General features: G+C 67.6%; 17 protein-coding genes and 1 pseudogene. 10 read left to right on the top strand and 8 right to left on the bottom strand.

Translation table 11 applies throughout. The annotated features are described in order from the left end of the window. Both VGI62_RS22440 and VGI62_RS22435 read right to left on the bottom strand, forming a co-directional pair. A partial coding sequence (locus VGI62_RS22440) for a zinc ribbon domain-containing protein (protein ID WP_414695686.1) occupies positions 1-363 on the bottom strand: 363 nt, incomplete at its 3' end. Positions 364-395: 32 nt separating this feature from the next. Then, positions 396-521: pseudogene (locus VGI62_RS22435) on the bottom strand (transposase); the annotation flags it as partial. Positions 522-602: 81 nt separating this feature from the next. Between VGI62_RS22435 and VGI62_RS12025 the strand changes: the two are divergent. The 5 genes from VGI62_RS12025 to VGI62_RS12005 all read left to right on the top strand — a co-directional run bounded on the left by VGI62_RS12025 (position 603) and on the right by VGI62_RS12005 (position 5628). Further along, complete coding sequence (locus tag VGI62_RS12025; protein WP_331504729.1) at positions 603-1859, top strand: EAL domain-containing protein; 1257 nt, start codon at positions 603-605, stop codon at positions 1857-1859. 279 nt (positions 1860-2138) lie between these two features. After that, positions 2139-3239 carry a ScyD/ScyE family protein gene (locus VGI62_RS12020; protein ID WP_331504728.1) on the top strand — a complete coding sequence of 367 codons (1101 nt, stop codon included), beginning with the start codon at positions 2139-2141 and terminating at the stop codon, positions 3237-3239. 76 nt (positions 3240-3315) lie between these two features. Next, positions 3316-4182 (top strand): TIGR01459 family HAD-type hydrolase, encoded by an 867-nt coding sequence (locus VGI62_RS12015; RefSeq protein ID WP_331504727.1) that lies wholly within the window; start codon positions 3316-3318, stop codon positions 4180-4182. A 109-nt stretch (positions 4183-4291) separates the two neighbouring features. Next, positions 4292-4684 (top strand): MaoC family dehydratase, encoded by a 393-nt coding sequence (locus VGI62_RS12010; RefSeq protein ID WP_414695685.1) that lies wholly within the window; start codon positions 4292-4294, stop codon positions 4682-4684. Further along, positions 4681-5628 carry a bifunctional riboflavin kinase/FAD synthetase gene (locus VGI62_RS12005; RefSeq protein ID WP_331504725.1) on the top strand — a complete coding sequence of 316 codons (948 nt, stop codon included), beginning with the start codon at positions 4681-4683 and terminating at the stop codon, positions 5626-5628. The genes VGI62_RS12010 and VGI62_RS12005 overlap by 4 nt, the downstream gene beginning before the upstream one ends. A gap of 4 nt (positions 5629-5632) precedes the next feature. On the opposite strand, the gene VGI62_RS12000 is transcribed toward VGI62_RS12005, so the two are convergent. The 3 genes from VGI62_RS12000 to VGI62_RS11990 form a co-directional block, all read right to left on the bottom strand. Continuing rightward, a complete protein-coding gene (locus tag VGI62_RS12000; RefSeq protein WP_331504724.1) occupies positions 5633-6472 on the bottom strand; it encodes a hypothetical protein in 840 nt (279 codons plus the stop codon). Then, positions 6469-7803 (bottom strand): hypothetical protein, encoded by a 1335-nt coding sequence (locus VGI62_RS11995; RefSeq protein ID WP_331504723.1) that lies wholly within the window; start codon positions 7801-7803, stop codon positions 6469-6471. Before VGI62_RS11995 ends, VGI62_RS12000 begins: the two co-directional genes overlap by 4 nt. Before the next feature lie 133 nt (positions 7804-7936). After that, on the bottom strand, positions 7937-8779 hold the full coding sequence (locus tag VGI62_RS11990) for a cyanophycinase (protein WP_331504722.1): 843 nt from the start codon (positions 8777-8779) through the stop codon (positions 7937-7939). 258 nt (positions 8780-9037) lie between these two features. Between VGI62_RS11990 and ileS the strand changes: the two genes are divergently transcribed. From ileS to VGI62_RS11975, 3 genes are all read left to right on the top strand, one after another. Further along, positions 9038-11959, top strand: coding sequence for an isoleucine--tRNA ligase (ileS, locus tag VGI62_RS11985; protein WP_331504721.1), 2922 nt, complete (start codon positions 9038-9040; stop codon positions 11957-11959). Continuing rightward, positions 11956-12468, top strand: a complete 513-nt coding sequence (gene lspA / locus VGI62_RS11980; RefSeq protein WP_331504720.1) for a signal peptidase II — start codon at positions 11956-11958, stop codon at positions 12466-12468. The genes ileS and lspA overlap by 4 nt, the downstream gene beginning before the upstream one ends. Before the next feature lie 79 nt (positions 12469-12547). Continuing rightward, positions 12548-13102, top strand: a complete 555-nt coding sequence (locus VGI62_RS11975) for a DUF3035 domain-containing protein (RefSeq protein ID WP_331504719.1) — start codon at positions 12548-12550, stop codon at positions 13100-13102. A gap of 54 nt (positions 13103-13156) precedes the next feature. Here the strand turns inward: VGI62_RS11975 and VGI62_RS11970 are convergent, their stop codons facing one another. Then, complete coding sequence (locus VGI62_RS11970; RefSeq protein ID WP_414695684.1) at positions 13157-13381, bottom strand: helix-turn-helix transcriptional regulator; 225 nt, start codon at positions 13379-13381, stop codon at positions 13157-13159. Between the two features lie 2 nt (positions 13382-13383). Then, positions 13384-13800, bottom strand: a complete 417-nt coding sequence (locus VGI62_RS11965; protein WP_331504718.1) for a hypothetical protein — start codon at positions 13798-13800, stop codon at positions 13384-13386. A 151-nt stretch (positions 13801-13951) separates the two neighbouring features. Here VGI62_RS11965 and VGI62_RS11960 point away from each other — a divergent pair, with 151 nt between their 5' ends. Next, positions 13952-14356, top strand: a complete 405-nt coding sequence (locus VGI62_RS11960) for a hypothetical protein (protein WP_331504717.1) — start codon at positions 13952-13954, stop codon at positions 14354-14356. Between the two features lie 12 nt (positions 14357-14368). On the opposite strand, the gene VGI62_RS11955 is transcribed toward VGI62_RS11960, so the two are convergent. Then, complete coding sequence (locus tag VGI62_RS11955) at positions 14369-15352, bottom strand: TraB/GumN family protein (protein ID WP_331504716.1); 984 nt, start codon at positions 15350-15352, stop codon at positions 14369-14371. Between the two features lie 49 nt (positions 15353-15401). Here VGI62_RS11955 and mutL point away from each other — a divergent pair, with 49 nt between their 5' ends. Beyond that, positions 15402-17252, top strand: a complete 1851-nt coding sequence (gene mutL, locus VGI62_RS11950; protein ID WP_331504715.1) for a DNA mismatch repair endonuclease MutL — start codon at positions 15402-15404, stop codon at positions 17250-17252. Positions 17253-17298 lie beyond the last annotated feature (46 nt).

The raw sequence follows: 17298 nt of genomic DNA, 5'->3' as shown, positions 1-17298 counted from the left end.
CGATCCGCTCGTCGCTATTTCAAGCGACACCGCGGCCTTGCTGTCCGGCGCCTGCTTCGCCGGGGACCGTTTCACGCGAGGCTTTCGTCCCGCGCCGGAGCGTTCCTCTCCACAGGCTGTCACCGCAGAGCTTGCGGCCGGCCGTTCGAGATTTCGCGCGGCGTTGAGGTCGCGATCGGCCGCATAGCCGCAGGTGTCGCATGTGAAGGTTCGCTGCGACAGCGCCAGCCCGGCCTTGACCGAGCTGCAGCAGGCACAGGTCTTGCTCGAGGGAAACCATCGGTTGGCGACGACGACGGCCGCGCCGGACCTCGGCGCCTTGTAGTCGAGCCGGCGGCGGAATTCATGGAAGCCGCCATCCAGATCACGCGCGCCAGGCGGCGGTTGGCCGCCAGGCCGCGGACGTTGAGGTCCTCCACGCCGATCCGTCGCCAGGTCCTGGCCGGCCGGGTGGTGGCCTTGTGGGGGGCGTCGCGGCGGATATGGGCGATGCGGGCGTGCAGCCGGGCGAGCCGCGGCACGTGTTAATCCATTCGACTTGGAGCGGCGCCGTAGCGGATACTTGGACCATTGATTCGGATTGGGGGGACGTTAGGGGGACCATGCGCCGGCTCACCCTCGGGCTTCTCTGCGCAACCTATCTCTGCCTGTCGCTGATCGTCTCCCTGACGCTCTGGCGCAACGGCGGCGGCTGGGGTGCTGGCGTCGCCGCCCTGGTGGGCGGGCTAGGGCTCTGCTTTGCCTTCCACGGCCTGATCGAGCGTGCGCTGGAGACGGGCCAGATCAAGGGCGACGTCGAACATGTGCGCGAGGCCCACGCCATCCTACTCACCCAGGTCGAGGCGCTGGACGCCCGGGTGAGCGAAATCCTCGACGCCGTCGCCGACGACGCCCATCGCTCTGAAGAGCTGCTTGACGAAGTCCATATGCTGGAGGGCCTCGTCCAGCAGATGCAGCAGCGGCTCGACGAGGGGGGCGCCCAGGCGCCGGCCTTTCCAGTTCGCATAGGCGGCGGCGCGCGCCAGTCGCCGGCGCTTCTGGACACCGTCCGCGACGCCCTGACCGAGAACCGCGTCGACCTCTACCTGCAGCCCATCGTCGCCCTGCCGCAACGCCGGACGCAGTTCTACGAGAGCTTCTCGCGGCTACGTGACGAGACCGGCCGGGTGATGATGCCGGCCGAATACCTCGCCGTCGCCGAGCCGGGCGGTTTGGTCACCGCCATCGACAACCTGCTGCTCTTCCGCTGCGTGCAGATCGTGCGCCGCCTCGCCAAGCAGGACCGCAGAATCGGAATCTTCTGCAACATCTCCATGGCCAGCCTGGGGGACGAGACCTTCTTCCCCCAGTTCCTCGACCTGCTCACGGCCAACCGCGACCTTTCGGGCGCCCTGATCTTCGAGATCGGCCAGGCGGCCTTTGACGCCCGCGGCTCCGTAGAGGCGCGAAACATGGGCAAACTCGCCGACCTCGGCTTTCGCTTCAGCCTCGACAAGGTGACCGACCTCGACCTCGACCTGCAGGATCTGTCACGCTCGGACGTGAAGTTCATCAAGATCGGCGCCCACCTGCTGTTGGACGAGATGACCGAGATCGACGGCCGCCTGGTGCTGCGCTCGCTGCCCGATCTCGCGGCCGAGGACTTCACCACGCTGACCCGCCGCTACGGCGTAGAGGTCGTCGCCGAGAAGGTCGAGTCAGAACGCCAGGCGGTCGACGTTCTCGAGCTCAATATCGGCTTCGGCCAAGGTCACTTGTTCGGCGAGCCCCGCGCCATCAAGGAGGCCGTGCTCACCGAAGCCGGCCCGCCGCCCAACCTGATCCGCCCGCAGTTCCAGCGCCGCGCAGCCTACGGCTGAGAAGCGTTCGGGCTGATTGGCTCGATGGCCCTCGGCACGCCGGAAAAACCTCCGGGCGGTTCCGCGTCGGGCGCTGATGGAATCTCACCAGCGGCGAGTCCGGTTGACTCAGTCTCCGGGCAAGCGCTTGCTCGTTTCATAGCCTAGGTTCAGTTCATATTGGTCCCGCGTAAGAGAGTAATTGTCGGCGACGAGATAGTAGCTCTGCCGGCGATCATAGTGCGACGTGGAATAGAGTTCCAAATCTGTACTTGATCTTCTCGGCAAAGGGAAATTCAAATGAATATCCAAAAAGAAGTGGCGCGGCGCGCCACGTCCAAGCGCGCGGCGTTGCTGGCCGCTGCCGCCCTGTCCATCCCGCTGTTGGCCGGCATCCCGGCCAAGGCGGCGAGCGTGTCCGTGTATGCGGTTGGGCTCAACAACCCGCGGGGCCTCCAATTTGGGCCGGACGGTGACCTCTACGTCGCCGAAGGCGGCGCCGGGGGAACCAACTCGACGCAATGCACCCAGGTCGTGCCCGTCATCGGTCCTTACACCGGCAGCCAAACGGGCGGCCGGATCTCCAAGATCAATTCCAGTCACCAGGTCACGACGGTCATCGACTCGTTTGCATCGGACCAGACCAGCCCTGGCTCGGGTGGACTGGTCAGTGGCGTGGCCGACATCGGCTTCATCGGCAACACGCTCTACGCCCTGACAGCCGGCGGCGGCTGCTCGCATGGCGTGACCGACAAGCCCAACGGTATCTACAAGGTGCAGTCGAACAACACCGCCACGCTGGTCGCCGACCTGAGCGCGTACCAGATGGCCCATCCGACAGCGGTCATCGAGCCGGATGACTTCGAGCCCGATGGCACCTGGTACAGCATGGTCGTGGTCGGCGGCGCGTTTTACGCGGTCGAGCCCAATCACGGCGAGATCGACAAGATCACCACCAACGGCGCCATCAGCCGGCTGATCGACGTTTCTGCGCACGAGGGCCATGTTGTCCCGACGTCGCTCGCCTATCACGGCAATTTCTACGTCGGAAACCTCGGCCGCTTCCCGCAGGACATCGGCAGTTCGAAGATCTGGAAGGTCAACCCGGGCGCACAGATCAAGACCGACACCACCGGTTTTGACATGGTCACGGGCCTGCTGTTCGACAGCCGCGACCGGATGTACGTCCTCGAGATGGCCGCCCAGAATCATGCGCCGGCTCCCTTTGCCGGCCGGGTGACCCGTGTTTCGCCCAACGGCTCCAAGGAGATCATCGCCGACGGGCTCATGTTCCCGACCGGGATGACCATGGGACCTGACGGCAATCTCTATGTCTCGGCCTTCGGCTTCGGCGCACCTCCTGGCGCCGGGCAGGTGCTGAAGATCGACCTGTCCCAGTAACAGCCCAGGTCTTTGAGGCCGGCCCGAGCTTCATTGCGGCGTTGACCCGGACGAAGGCCGCCGGTACCGCGCCCGGATGACGACTGCACCAAAGCTCGCCGCCGGCCTCTCAGCCATCGCCGCCGACTACGACGCACTGCTCTGCGACGTATGGGGTGTGATCCACAACGGCCGTGAAAGCTTTCCGGAGGCCTGTGGGGCGCTGGCGCGCTATCGGGCGGAGCGCGGGCCGGTGATCCTGATTTCGAACTCGCCAAGGCCTCATGGCCCTGTGGTCGCGCAGCTTGACGCCTTGGGGGTGCCGCGCGAGGCCTGGAGCGAGCTCGTCACCTCGGGCGACGCCACTCGACTGCTGCTCGCCGCACGCGCGCCAGGGCCCGCCTGGAAGATAGGCCCTGACCGCGACGACGCGCTCTACGCCGGACTGGACATTGAATTCTCTGACCTCGACCAGGCTCGCTTCATCTCGGTGACCGGCCCCTACGATGACGAGAACGACGAACCGGCCGACTACCGGGACCGCTTCGTGACTGCTGTCGAGCGTGATCTGGAGCTGTTGTGCGCCAATCCCGACATCGTGGTTCAGCGCGGCTCGAAGCTGATCTATTGCGGCGGCGCGCTGGCCCAGCTCTATGAGAGCCTCGGCGGGCGGGTGACCATGGCCGGAAAGCCCTTTCCGGCGATCTACGAACTCTCCCTCGCCAAGGCCGAGCGCGCCCTTGGCCGCCCCCTGGACGGCAAGCGCGTGCTCTGCATCGGTGACGGCTTGCCCACCGACATCCGCGGAGCCAACGCGCGCGGGCTCGATGTGCTCTTCGTGGCCAACGGGATCCACGGCGGCGAGACTGTCGGACCGGATGGACTGAATGTGCCCGCCGTAGAGGACCTGCTGCGCCAGGATGGCCTGGCCGCCACCTACGCCATCGCCGACCTTGTCTGGTGACACCCGGTCTGGCGACGGGGCGCTTTCGCCGCTAAGTGAAGCCGCAAGGCCCCTGCATGGCGGCCAAGGGGAGTCGTCGGTGCTGGGCTATTATTTCGACGAGCTGAGCATGGGACAGTCTGCGGAGAGCACCCACGTCGTGGGCGCCGCCGACGTCGAGGCTTTCGCCGCGGTCTCGGGGGACGTCAATCCCGTCCACATGGACGAGGCCTACGCCAGAACCACCACCTTCGGCGGGCGTATCGCTCACGGTATGCTCGCCGCGGCCTACATCTCCGCTGTTCTCGGCAATCAACTGCCCGGGCCGGGAGCGATCTATCTGTCGCAATCCTTGCGTTTTCGACGGCCGGTGAAGATCGGCGATCCGGTGACCGCGCGGGTGACGGTCAAGGCGCTCGACGCGGCCAAGGGCCACGCGACCTTCGAGACAGCCTGTCTCGTCAACGGCAAGACCGTGGTCGACGGCGAGGCTTTGGTCATGGTCCCGCGCAGGGGCTCATGAGGCGGCTTCGTGTCATTCGCGGCTGGCAAGACCTGGCCGCCGCGGACCGCGGGGCTTCCGTGGCCATGGGCAGCTTTGACGGGGTCCACCGAGGCCATCAGAGGGTCATCGCGCTCGCCGCCAAGGCCGCAGGCGAGCTAGGCCGGCCGCTGGGCGTGATCACCTTCGACCCGCACCAGCGAGCCTACTTCCGCCCTGACGAGCCCGCCTTCCGGCTGATGAAGCCCGACCAGCAGGCGCGCGCCCTGGAGGCGCTGGGCGTCGACGTGCTTTATGTGCTGCCGTTCCAGAACCTCGCCGACATGAGCGACCGTGAGTTCGCCGCCCGGGTGCTGCATGACGGGCTTGGCGCTGCGCATGTGGCCGTCGGTTTCGATATCACCTTCGGCAAGGGCCGCACGGGCAGCCCCGAGGCCATGCGGCGCTATGGGGAGGAACTGGGATTCGGCGTCTCGGTGGCTGAGCCGGTCGCTGATGACTCCGGCGAGAAGTTCTCGTCCACCGAGGTGCGCGACGCTCTTCGCGCCGGGCGCCCAGAGCTCGCCGCGGCGGTGCTCGGCCGGCCCTTCGCCATCGAAGGAGAGGTGCAACGCGGACGACAGCTCGGCCGCAAGCTGGGCTTCCCCACCGCCAATGTGCCGCTCTCCGACTACGTGGTCCCCAAATTCGGGGTCTACGCCACCCGGACCAGGCTGCAGGATGGGCGGCTCGTGCCCGGCGTCGCCAATGTCGGCGTAAACCCGACCATCGAGGGGGTGACCGCCCCGCTGCTCGAAGTCTGGCTGTTCGACTTCGACGAGGACATATACGATCAGGTCATCGAAACCGACCTCATCGCCTTCCTGCGACCCGAGCTGAAATTCGCCAGCCTGGACGCGATGACCGCCCAGATCATGATGGATGCCGAGCAGGCTCGCGACTTGCTGATTCCGCCGCTGGATTAGCCAACTAGAATTCGACCGGAGCGCCCTGCCTCGGCGCGGCGATCACCTCCAGCGTAGCATTGGCGGCGGCTTGCGCATCCGATCGGAGCGCCAACTGCCCCCCCATGAGCTTGACCTTGACCGCGCCGTCGGCCCCCGGCGCGAGCGCCAGCGCGCGCAGCACCTGCGGGCCTTCGCCCCAATCGAGCCGGTACTCCAGCTTGAGCCAACCCTTGGCGTCCCAGCCAGCGAACGCGTAGCTGAGGGTCAGCGGGGGCAGGCTGACCGCCTGGCGGCGCACGTCCGGTGGGTTCGTTTCGCGGATGTCCAGGTCGCTCCAGCTCAGGCCAACCGGCATCAGCGCCGGCCGGCCCTCGACCCACAGGTTGGCCTTGTCGCCGAACGGCAGGCAGGTGGCCGTCCAGGCCTTTGGCTGATCCTTCACCTGACCCTGCTGCGGCGCGCACCAGACCAGATATCGCCCGTCCGGACCGCCCATCGGGATGCCGAACACGCTGGAGCCCGCCAGCAGCTTTCGCTTCTTGCTGAGCCGGCCCCCCTTGGCGTCCACGTCGGAGACCAGCACCCCAGTCACCCCATGGCGGACGCCGACCTCCAGGATGGCCTCGCCCGGCGCCAGGCGCCTGGAGGAGGAGAGCCTCGGGGACTCCTTGGCGATCAGCGCCTGTAGGCCCAGGTCAGCGCGGTCCTGGTCGCTCATGAGCGGCCGTGGCGAATGCTTCTGCGGCGGGGGCGTACCTTGGATGAAGACGGTCGTGGGGTACGGTGCGCCCGCCGCCGCGGGCGAGGAAAGGACGGCAGCCGCCAGGACCGCCGCCAGAAGGATCGGTGATCCCCGGCTCACAGCGCGCCCGTCGCCGCGGACGTCGGCGTCGAGGCGGCCGGCGCAGGCGCAGCGCCCGGCGTCAACGCGGCTGGCGCAACACCCGGCGCCGGAGCCGAAGCGGACGCGTCGGGCTGAGCCTTGGACCCCAGGGCGTAGCCGTCGACGAATGGCCGGTCCGGCAGTTCCAGCGCGTAGATGTAGGCGCCGTGGCACTGGGCCTGGACGCCATTCACCCAGTTGGCGGGCTTCAGCTTCTCGACCACCGGGGAGACCGACGGAAACGCCGCCGTGGCCGGCTCCATCCGCATATCCGGCACGACATTGTTGGGGCTGAACGAGCCGGCATAGATCGCCTCACCAGCGGCAAGGTCGAAGGCCGGGCCGCCCAGGCAGAAGCTCACCGGCACGCTGTTCACCTCGACGTTCTCCAGCCGCCAGCGCCCAGGCGGGACCGCATAGACGTAGGTCGCGCCTTCCGCGGCCCCAGCCTTGGCGAAGGCTTTGGCCGGGCGAAGCACCAGTATGTCCGCCGCGTGGCCGTCGACCCAGGCCGGGGTCGCCGGATCGTGTCCGACACGCTGCAGAGACACCGCCACCTGAGCGTCACCGCGCACATTGACGACGATCAGTCCCTGGTCCGGCGGAATGCCGCCGAGGTCGGCCTCGGCCAGCGGCTTCGGCGGCTCGGCGTTCTTGGACCGCCTCGGCAATTGCGACGACGTTTGCTGTGGAAGGTAGGCCGGGGACGGCGCCGCCGCGACCTTCGCCTTGCCCTGCGCCTTGGCCACCGCGTCGGCGCTGATCGCCACGCCCACGTGGGTGGCAGGTGAGAACAGTTGGTGCTGGTCGGCAGCCGCCGCGTCGTTGGCGAAGCTTCGGACCACCTTCCCATGCGGCTCCGCCGCGCCGATCCACTGGGAAAGCCGGCTCGCCTGGGCGTCCTTCTTCAGCGTCGGGAAAGCCTTGCCCTCCGCCTCTTCGAGGGCGACCACCCGCCAGCCCTTCACCACCATGCAATTTTCCACATTGACCGGTTGGCCCTTGTGGTCGGCGACGGCCTGTTCAATCGCCATGGCGATCGCCATGCCGATGGCTCCGCCCACCCCTGCGGCCAGCGGCGAGCCGCCGGGCGGTACGAACACCGTTGTCGACGGCATCATCGGGCCCGGCTGGTGCAGCTTTTCGGCGATCACACGGCACTCACGGACCGCCGCATCATGCGTCGCGAGATCGGCCCCGGCCTTGTTGAAATAGGTGAACCCTTCCGACGTCCGCGTCAGGTCCGACGCGGCAAGCGCCGGCGCCGCGGCTGCGCTCATGAGCGCAGCCGCCAACATCATACGAAGCATTTATGCCCCCCCTTTGATCAACCGATCGCCGGTCCCCCCAGCGAAGCTGGCTGCCCCCCTACCTCGGCTCGTCGAGCGTTCCAGGTTCTGTCCCGTCACCCTTTCCGCGATCAGGTTTGCGCCCCCGCTCACACTATCGATCAGCGGCCGTCGTCGGCGCAAGATGCGTCAGGTCGAACCGGTCACCCGCGCTCAGCAGGTAATAGTGGCCGCCGTTCGGCTGTTCTCGTCCGTCGTGAATGAAGACATGGCCGACGCCCAGCACCTTGAAGCCGTCTCGTCGCACCTCGATCGCCGTCGACTGGTCGATGCCGATGCCCAGGAGCTCGGGATGAGCCTTCACCACGGCGTCGAGGTCGCCTTCGCGGTGGCGAGCGGTGACGTGCTGGTCGACGGCTGCGCCGGTGACCAGGCCGAAACCCCGTTCATAGCCCGGCGCCATAACGATCTCGTTGCCGGAACGCGCGCCGCGCACGAGGTATGAGGCCTGGATCGAAGCTCCTGCCGAGGTGCCCCCGACCACGCCGCCGCGCGCGAGGAGGTTCTTGATTTCCTGCTCGGTCCGGGTGCCGAGGTAGGAATCCACCAGACGCCACTGCCGTCCGCCAACGAACCAGACGGCCTTGGCGCGCCGTAGCGGAGCGGTGAAGGCGGTGGAATCGGCCAGGACGCGATCGTTGGTGTGCAGCAGGGTCAGATGCGTAGCGCCAAACGCCTTGAAGATCTTCAGACACTCACAGTCGGGGCCGTAGCTGGGGTCACCGCTCGCTGTGGGAATGACCACGATCTCGGCCCCCGGTCCGCCGGCCAGGGCAATGAACCGCCCCATAATCTCCGGCCCCAGCTGCCCCCCGCCGGCGATGATCAGAGCGCCGTTCTGCGGGCCCTGCACGACAGGCTCGGCCCGCACGGCCGAGGCCAAAGCCATGGCCGCAGCCGTGACGGCCGAGGCGATCAATCGAAGTCGCGGTGTCATGGACATTCCTCGGGTGCGCAATCCGAATGTGGCTCAAACAACCGATAGCGCAGACAAAGATCAACCTCGGCGAGACGGGACAGCAATGCGGCGCCTCTTGGGTTCGCGGGCCGCGTCTGTTAGAGCCTCGCGCCATGACTTCGGTTCGGACGAGCTTGCGAATTATCCGCCCGGCGTGACGCCGGTTGACGGACACGTCTCCACGCGCGCCGGGAATTCCCGCCTCTCAAGATCCACCGAACCAAGCTGGAAAGTGCAATGGCCGACGACGCCGAGACCCCTTCGCGCGACTACCGCGAGACCGTCTTTCTCCCCGACACGCCCTTCCCCATGCGGGCGGGCCTGCCGCAGAAGGAACCAGCGATCCTGGCGGAATGGGCGCGGATCGACCTCTACAACACCGTGCGCAAGGCGCGGCAGCACGCCGGCGCGCCGCTGTTCGTGCTGCATGACGGCCCGCCCTACGCAAACGGCGCGATCCACATCGGTCATGCGCTGCAGAAGACCCTGAAGGACTTCGTCGTCCGCTCTCGCTTCCTGCTGGGCTTCGATGTCGACTACGTGCCCGGCTGGGACTGCCACGGCTTGCCGATCGAGTGGAAGATCGAGGAGGAGCTGCGTAGCCAGGGCCGACGCAAGGACGAGGTCTCCAAGGCCGAGTTCCGCACCCGCTGTCGCGACTACGCCGACAAATGGATCGGCGTCCAGATGGCCGGCTTCAAGCGGCTCGGCGTCATCGGGGACTGGGAGCACCGCTACGCGACCATGGACTTTGCGAGCGAGGCCGCGATTGTCGCCGAGTTCCACAAGTTCGTGGCCTCGGGCCAGCTCTACCGCGGCTCAAAGCCGGTGATGTGGAGCCCGGTCGAACGCACTGCCCTGGCGGACGCCGAGGTCGAATACCATGACCATGTCAGTCCCACGGTCTGGGTGAAATTCCCGGTTGTCGAAGGCTCCGACGCTGCGGCGAACGCCAGCGTGGTGATCTGGACGACCACGCCCTGGACCATCCCGGCCAACCGCGCGGTGAGCTACAGCCCTGACATCGCCTATGCCGTCTATGTGGTCGACGACATGGAGACGGGCCTGGAGTTCGAGCCCTGGGCCAGGGCGGGCGACCGGCTGGTCGTCGCAGAAAAGCTTGCGGGCGACGTGATGGCCGCCGCCAAGGTGGCGAAGTTCCACAAGGTCGAGAGCGTCGACTGCGAGGGCATGGTGCTTGCCCACCCGCTGGCGGCGCTGGACTCAGGCTACGGGTTCCAGGTGCCGATGCTGGCCGGGGACCACGTGACCGAAGACGCCGGCACGGGATTTGTCCATACCGCGCCCGGGCACGGGGCCGACGACTATGCGGTCTGGCTGGCGCACGGCCATCGTGAGATCCCCGAGACGGTCGATCCTGACGGGGCCTACTATCCCACCGTACCGCTCTTCGCCGGCCTGAAGGTGCTTGAGACAGAAGGCAAGAAGTCCGGGAAGTTCGGCCCGGCCAACGGCGCGGTCATCGACAAGCTGATCGAGGCCGGCGCTCTACTGGCGCGCGGGCGGCTGGAGCATTCCTACCCCCACTCCTGGCGCTCCAAGGCGCCGGTGATCTTCCGCAACACCGCCCAATGGTTCATCCGCATGGATGAGCCGCTGGACGATCCGGCGCATGGCGGCCGCTCCCTGCGCGAAACCGCGCTCGACGCCATCGAGGCCACCGCCTTTTATCCGGCGGCCGGCAAGAACCGCATACGCGCGATGGTCGAAAGCCGGCCTGACTGGCTGATCAGCCGTCAGCGGGCATGGGGCTCGCCGCTCGCCATGTTCGTCGATAAGGAAACCGGCCACCCGTTGCACGACGAGGACGTCAACCGACGCATCGTCGAGCTGATCCGGGCTGAAGGCGCCGACGCGTGGTTCACCCGCCCGGCGTCCGACTTCCTCGGCAATCACGAGCCGGAGCGCTTCGAGAAGGTCGAGGACATCCTCGACGTCTGGTTCGACTCCGGATCGACCCACACCTTTGTTTTGGAAGACCGGCCGCACACCCGCTGGCCCGCCGACCTCTACCTGGAAGGCTCCGACCAGCACCGCGGCTGGTTCCAGTCCAGCCTGCTGGAGAGTTCCGGAACGCGCGGCCGGGCGCCCTACGACGCCATCCTCACCCATGGCTTCACCATGGATGAGAACGGCGAGAAAATGTCCAAGTCGAAGGGCAACACGGTCGAGCCCGAACAGGTGATCCGCGAGTCGGGGGCCGAGATCATCCGGATGTGGGCGGCGATGATCGACTACGCCGATGACAGCCGCATCGGCAAGACGGTGCTGCAGACGACGTCCGACGCCTACCGCAAGCTCCGCAACACCGTGCGCTACCTGCTGGGCGCGCTCGCCGACTATTCGCCGGACGAAGCGGTGGAGCTGGAAGACATGCCCCCGCTCGAGCGGTTCATCCTGCATCGGCTCTGGCAGCTGGATGGCCAGGTGCGCGCCGCCTACGAAACCTATCTGTTCCAGGACGTGATCCGACCGGTGACCGAGTTCTGCCAGAACGAGCTCTCTGCGCTGTTCTTCGACATCCGCAAGGATGCGCTCTACTGCGACCGCCCCGACAGCGTTCGGCGCCGCGCCGCCCGCACCGTGATGCAGGCGGTGTTCGAGCGGCTCACGGCTTGGCTCAGCCCGCTGATTCCCTTCACCATGGAAGAGGCTTGGACGACGCGCTATCCGCAGGCGAATTCGAACTGCCTGCGCGTGATCCCAGACACGCCCGCCGCCTGGCGCAACGACGGCGAGGCGGCCCGCTGGGCGAAGGTTGGCGCCGTCACCTCGGTGGTCACCGCCGCCCTCGAAATCGAACGCCGGGACAAACGTCTGGGCGCCGCGCTGGAGGCCGCGCCCGTCGCGTACATCATCGACGGCGACCTTCTGGCCGCCTTCGAGGGGCTCGACGCGGCCGAAGTGTTCCGCACCAGCCAGGCGACCCTGGTCGCGGGCGACGGCCCGGCCGCGGCCTTCCGGCTGCCCGAGGCCCCCGGCGTCAGCGTTGAGCCACTGCGCGCAAAAGGGCAGAAATGCGCCCGCTCATGGCGGATCTTGCCGGAGGTGGGCTCAGACCCGCGCTATCCTGATCTGTCCCTGCGCGACGCCGATGCGGTGGCGGCCTGGGACGCAACCCACAAGGCCCTGGCATGAACGGAATTTCGAAACTGGGCTGGCTGGCGTTCGCGCTTGCGGCTGTCGTCGTGGCCATCGATCAGGCGGTGAAGGCCTGGATCCTGGGCGGCCTCAACCTGCCTGAACTGGTCACCTTGAAGGTCTTGGGCCCCTTCTACCTGACCATGGTCTGGAACCCCGGGGTCAGCTTCGGCTTCCTCCAGGCCCAGCACGACCTGGCGCGCTGGGTGTTGGCCGCCTTCTCGATCGCGGTTTCCATTGTCCTGGCGGCCTGGGTGCGCAGATCAGGCCGGCCGTTGTTCGCCGTGGCGGTCGGGCTGGTGATGGGTGGGGCGATCGGCAACGTCATCGACCGGATCCGCTTCGGCGCTGTGGCGGACTTTGTCGACGTTTCGCGGCTGCACTTCCCGTGGGTGTTCAATGTGGCCGACTCGGCGATCACCGTCGGCATCTGCCTGCTGCTTCTGGACATGCTGCGCCAGGACGGACGCGAGAGGGCGACGCGGGTGTCGCAGGATGCGGCCTAACGCATCGTTGGCGCGCGCGCGCGATTGCGCTATCCACTTCCCAAGTGCGGCCTGGGGGGCCGAAGGAGTTTCTAGGTTCATGAGCGTCAATCGAGTGATCGTCGCCTTCGCCCTGATCGCGGCGGCGGGCCTCGCCGGATGCCAGTCCACCCGCGACGCGCTCGGCATGACCAAGGTGACCCCCGACGAATTCCGCGTCGTGACGAAGGCGCCGTTGGTGGTGCCGCCCGACTACGCCTTGCGTCCGCCAGCGCCAGGCAAGCCGCGCCCGCAGGAACTGCAGCCGGAAAGCGCCGCGCGCACGGCCCTGCTTGGCGCCCGCGAGGGCGAGGCGCGCTCGGACGGCGAAAAGCTGCTGGTCGCCAAGGCCGGGGCCGAGAAAGCCGACCCGTTGATCCGCTATGTGGTCGACGACGAGTTCGGCGACGTGGCCCACAAGGACAAGAGCTTCGCCGACCGCGTAATGTTCTGGCGGGCCGATAAGAAGGCTGCGGCGCCGGTGGCGGTGGGCGCCGACACGGCAAGCCCGATCGACCCGGTCGCCGAAGACGCCCGCATCGCGGCCCTCACCGGCGGCAAGACGGTGGTGATCCAGCGCGAGGGCCCGCACAAGATCAAGCTGCCGGGGCTCTAGGCTCTCACCAGGAGGCGGCGCGGGACGCTCAAGGGTCCGCCCAAACGGCCCCCCTTATTCCTCCCACTGGAACACCTCATCCAGCGCCGCCCCGAAGACGTGGGCGATGCGGAACGCCGCCTCCAACGACGGCGAATATTTGCCGGCTTCAATGGCCGCCACGGTCTGGCGGGTCATGCCGATCTTCTGTGCCAGTTCCGACTGGGTCATCTCGCCGTGCTGGAACCGCAGTCGGCGGATCTGATTGACGATGGGCAGCGCCCCTGGCCCCGGCGCCACCCCTAGGCTCCGCGCCGGAACATGACGATCTGGGCCACAGCCACGACCAGCGTCGCGATCACCACATCCAGCAGGGCGAAGTTGGCCATGTCGATGGCGGTGTGCCCCAGGTGCACTGGGACGAAGAGCGCGAGCGCCAGCACCATCAGCACATAGTACCCGAGGGACTGCGCACGCCACTGGATCAGCGCCTCACGCTCGTCCCTCGGCACGCGGCTATCCCTAGGCGTGGTCAAGGCCGCAAACAGCTTCAGGCCGATTTGCAGCACAACCAGAGCCAGCACGCACGAGAGGAGCAGGTGCAGGGTGTCCAACCCCCGCGCGCTGACCCGCCCCGTGACGATCGAGCCGAAATAGAGGCCGAAACAGGCCAACACCGTAAGCAGGGTGATCCAGGCAGACTTCTCGCGAAACGACATGGCTCAAGTCCCCTGCTGCGAAAAGTCTCGACATGATGTAAGAAATCTTTTACATCGTGTCAGACTTTCTTGTCATGGATTATCAGGCGCGGCGGCTGGCGACAACCACGCCCCGTGGCGGAACGAGCATACCGGCTCCAAGGAGTGCGACGTGATCAAGCTCAGCCTTCGAACCCTCGCCGCCGGTGCGCTCACCGCCGCGCTCGGGCTCTGCCAGACGGCGGCGGTCGCCCACCCGGGCGAGGCCAAGGCCGAGACCACCGCCAACCTGCAGGGCGACCAGCAGCGCTGGATCAACGACCCGCACATGCACGCCTTCTATGAGACGACGATCGCGGCCTTCGCCAACGGGCCGTCAAAGGTCGATGTCGCGGCCTACGAGCAGAAGTGCATGGCTGTCTTTGGCGATTTCGGCGTGAAGCAGGGCGTTGGCGCCAAGGCGATGCAGGACCACCTGAAGCTCATCCCGCGTCAGGTCGTGCAGATCGTCAAGGATGATCCCAAGGTCCTCGACAGCTACGACAACTTCGTCTCCGCGACCTTCGGCCCTCAGTAGGCGCCTTTCAGGTCACTCTTCGCCGGGCGTCTTTACCGTGTAGCCCTTGGCGCGCAGTTGATCGAGCACGCCGCCCTGCGCCAATAGCGGCCGAAGCGGCACGACCGCGAGCGCGTGGCCTGGCGTCTTCAGCGCCCTTTCGATGTCGGCGGCCATGTCCGCCTTGACCCGCGCGTCGAAGGTCTGGGCGCCCGGCACCATGGCGATGCAGCGCTCATAGGTCCGCTCGTTGTCGAGCGCGCCGCGGACGTCGCCTTGCGCCCAGGCCTTCGCCGCAGCCCGCGTGACGCCCGGCCCGGCTTCCACCTGCGCCAGCACCTCATCGAAACAGGCTCGTCCGGCGGCCGGCGGCGTGCGCAGGATCGCCCCCATCAGCGGCCCGAGATTGTAGCTTCTCTGCACGATCGGAACTTTTGCTCGCCCGGCCAGCAGCTTGATCAGCTTGGTCGGGTCGGCGTTGGTCAGGTTCTTGTTGTCCCGATAATCTGTGGCGAGGCGCAAGCCCGCCGCCAGCGGATTTCGGGTCCCGTAGTGATCGGCGGCTTGACCGAGCCCGGTGCGGGCGGCCACGAACCGGGTCTTGGTCTGGGGGTCCAGCGTCGCCTCGAACGGGCCGCCACCCCGCAACCGCATGAAGCTGATCGCCGCGCCGAGCGCCCCCGTCACCGTCACCTTTACGTCCTGGAACGGCAGGATCACCACGTTGGCGCCGGTAAGCCTTCGATCGAAGATCGCACGGTCCCACTCCATCCGCTTTGGCGCGAGCGAGGGGGATCCCAGCACATAGACCGTGGTGGCGCCGTTGGAGACCGTCCACCAGGCCGGCCCCGGAAGCCGGCCCATGACGACCAGTTCCTCGACCAGCACCGCGTCAGGATCGCCGGGCACCGGCTGGGCCGGTGTGAGCGGGACCTGCGCCAGGACAGGAGGCGCCATCGCCGGGCCTGTTACGGCCACAACGAACGCAAGGCCTGCCAGCCGCAATCGCATGCTCATCCGCCGCCCCGGAATCGTCCTATATTGATTGACCGCTGAAAGCCTCACCATGCCGATCCGTCGCCTGCCGCCTGAAACCGTCAACCGCATTGCTGCGGGCGAGGTGGTGGAACGACCCGCCAGCGCGGTCAAGGAGCTGGTGGAAAATGCACTGGATGCGGGCGCGCGACGCATCGAGGTGCAGGCCGACGGCGGCGGCCTGACACGCTTGCTGGTCGCCGACGACGGCCAGGGCCTGTCCGCCGCCGAGTTGCCCCTGGCTATCGAGCGCCACGCGACATCCAAGCTCGCGCCGGACGACGCCGGCGACTACGACCTCCTGCACATCGCCACCCTGGGGTTCCGTGGCGAGGCGCTGCCTTCCATCGGCTCCGTGGCGAGGCTTTCGATCGCCAGCCGCGCGCGGGGCGAGGCGGACGCCCACGCCATCTTTGTCGAAGCCGGGGCCGTGGGCGCGGTCTCCCCCGCCGCCTTTCCCGATCCGCACGGCGCCCGCGTCGAAGTTCGCGACCTCTTCTACGCCACGCCCGCGCGATTGAAATTCATGAAGTCCGAGCGTGCCGAGGCCATGGCCATCGCCGAGGAGATCAAGCGCCAGGCGATGGCTCACGAGGCGGTGAGTTTCGCCCTCGATCTGGACGGGCGGCGCACCTTGCGCCTGCCTGCGGAGGCTGCCGGGCCGGTCGGTCGGCTGGCGCGTCTCGCGGCGATCATGGGCCGCGAGTTTTCGGACAACGCGCTGGCTCTCGACCACGAGCGCGAGGGAGTGCGGCTGTCGGGCTTTGCGGGCCTGCCGACCTACAACCGCGGCAACGCCGCCCATCAATACCTGTTCGTCAACGGCCGGCCGGTGCGCGACCGCCTGCTACAGGGGGCGCTGAGAGCCGCTTACGCCGATTTCCTGGCGCGCGACCGCCACCCGCTGGCCGCGCTCTATGTCGAACTCGACACGGCCTACGTCGACGTCAACGTTCACCCAGCCAAGGCGGAGGTCCGGTTCCGAGATCCGGGCCTGGTGCGCGGCCTGATCGTCGGCGGCCTGCGCCACGCCCTGGCCAGCGCAGGCCATCGCGCTTCGACCACCGTAGCCAGCGCAGCGCTGGGAGGGTTCAGGCCCGGCGGCTACACGCCCGCGCCCTCAGCGGCGGGCTATTCCGCGTGGCGCCAGGGTGGCTGGCAGCCCGCCGCCCTCGCCGCCGCAGTTCAGTCGATCCCCGGGCTCACCGAGGTCTCCGCCCGCGCCGAGTCGGCCTGGGAGCCCCGGGCTCCGGGGGGTGTCGCTGAGGACGCCGCGCACGCGCCGATCTTCGACCCCATCGACCACCCGCTAGGCGCCGCGCGCGCCCAGGTGCACGAGACCTACATCGTCGCCCAGACGCGCGACGGTGTTGTCATCGTCGATCAGCACGCAGCCCACGAGCGCCTGGTCTACGAACGCATGAAGCACGAGATGGCCGACGGGGGGGTCACGCGCCAGGCTCTGCTCCTTCCGGAAGTCGTCGAGCTTGACCCGGCCGAGGCCGAACGCGTCGGCGCAAAGTCCGAGGAATTGGCGGCGCTGGGCCTCGTCGTCGAGCCCTTCGGCGCCGGCGCAGTCCTGGTCCGCGAGACCCCGGCCCTGCTGGGCGAGACCGACGTCCAGGGCCTTGTCCGGGACATCGCCGACGACCTCGCCGAGAACGGGCAGGCGCTGGCGCTGAAGGAACGTCTCCAGGATGTGTGCTCGACCATGGCCTGCCACGGCTCCGTCCGCGCCGGGCGCCGGCTGACCGCGCCGGAAATGAACGCCCTGCTTCGTCAGATGGAAGCCACGCCCCACTCCGGCCAGTGCAACCACGGCCGCCCAACATACGTCGAACTCAAGCTGGCCGACATCGAACGCCTGTTTGGGCGGCGCTGAAGCGCTAGGCTGCGAAGTCTTGATTGCAGGGCCGGCGAGAGGTTTC

The organism is Phenylobacterium sp. (assembly GCF_036495085.1).
Classification (GTDB): domain Bacteria; phylum Pseudomonadota; class Alphaproteobacteria; order Caulobacterales; family Caulobacteraceae; genus Phenylobacterium.
The sequence above is the reverse complement of the archived record's forward strand: the minus strand, read 5'-3'. Positions and strand labels throughout refer to the sequence as shown.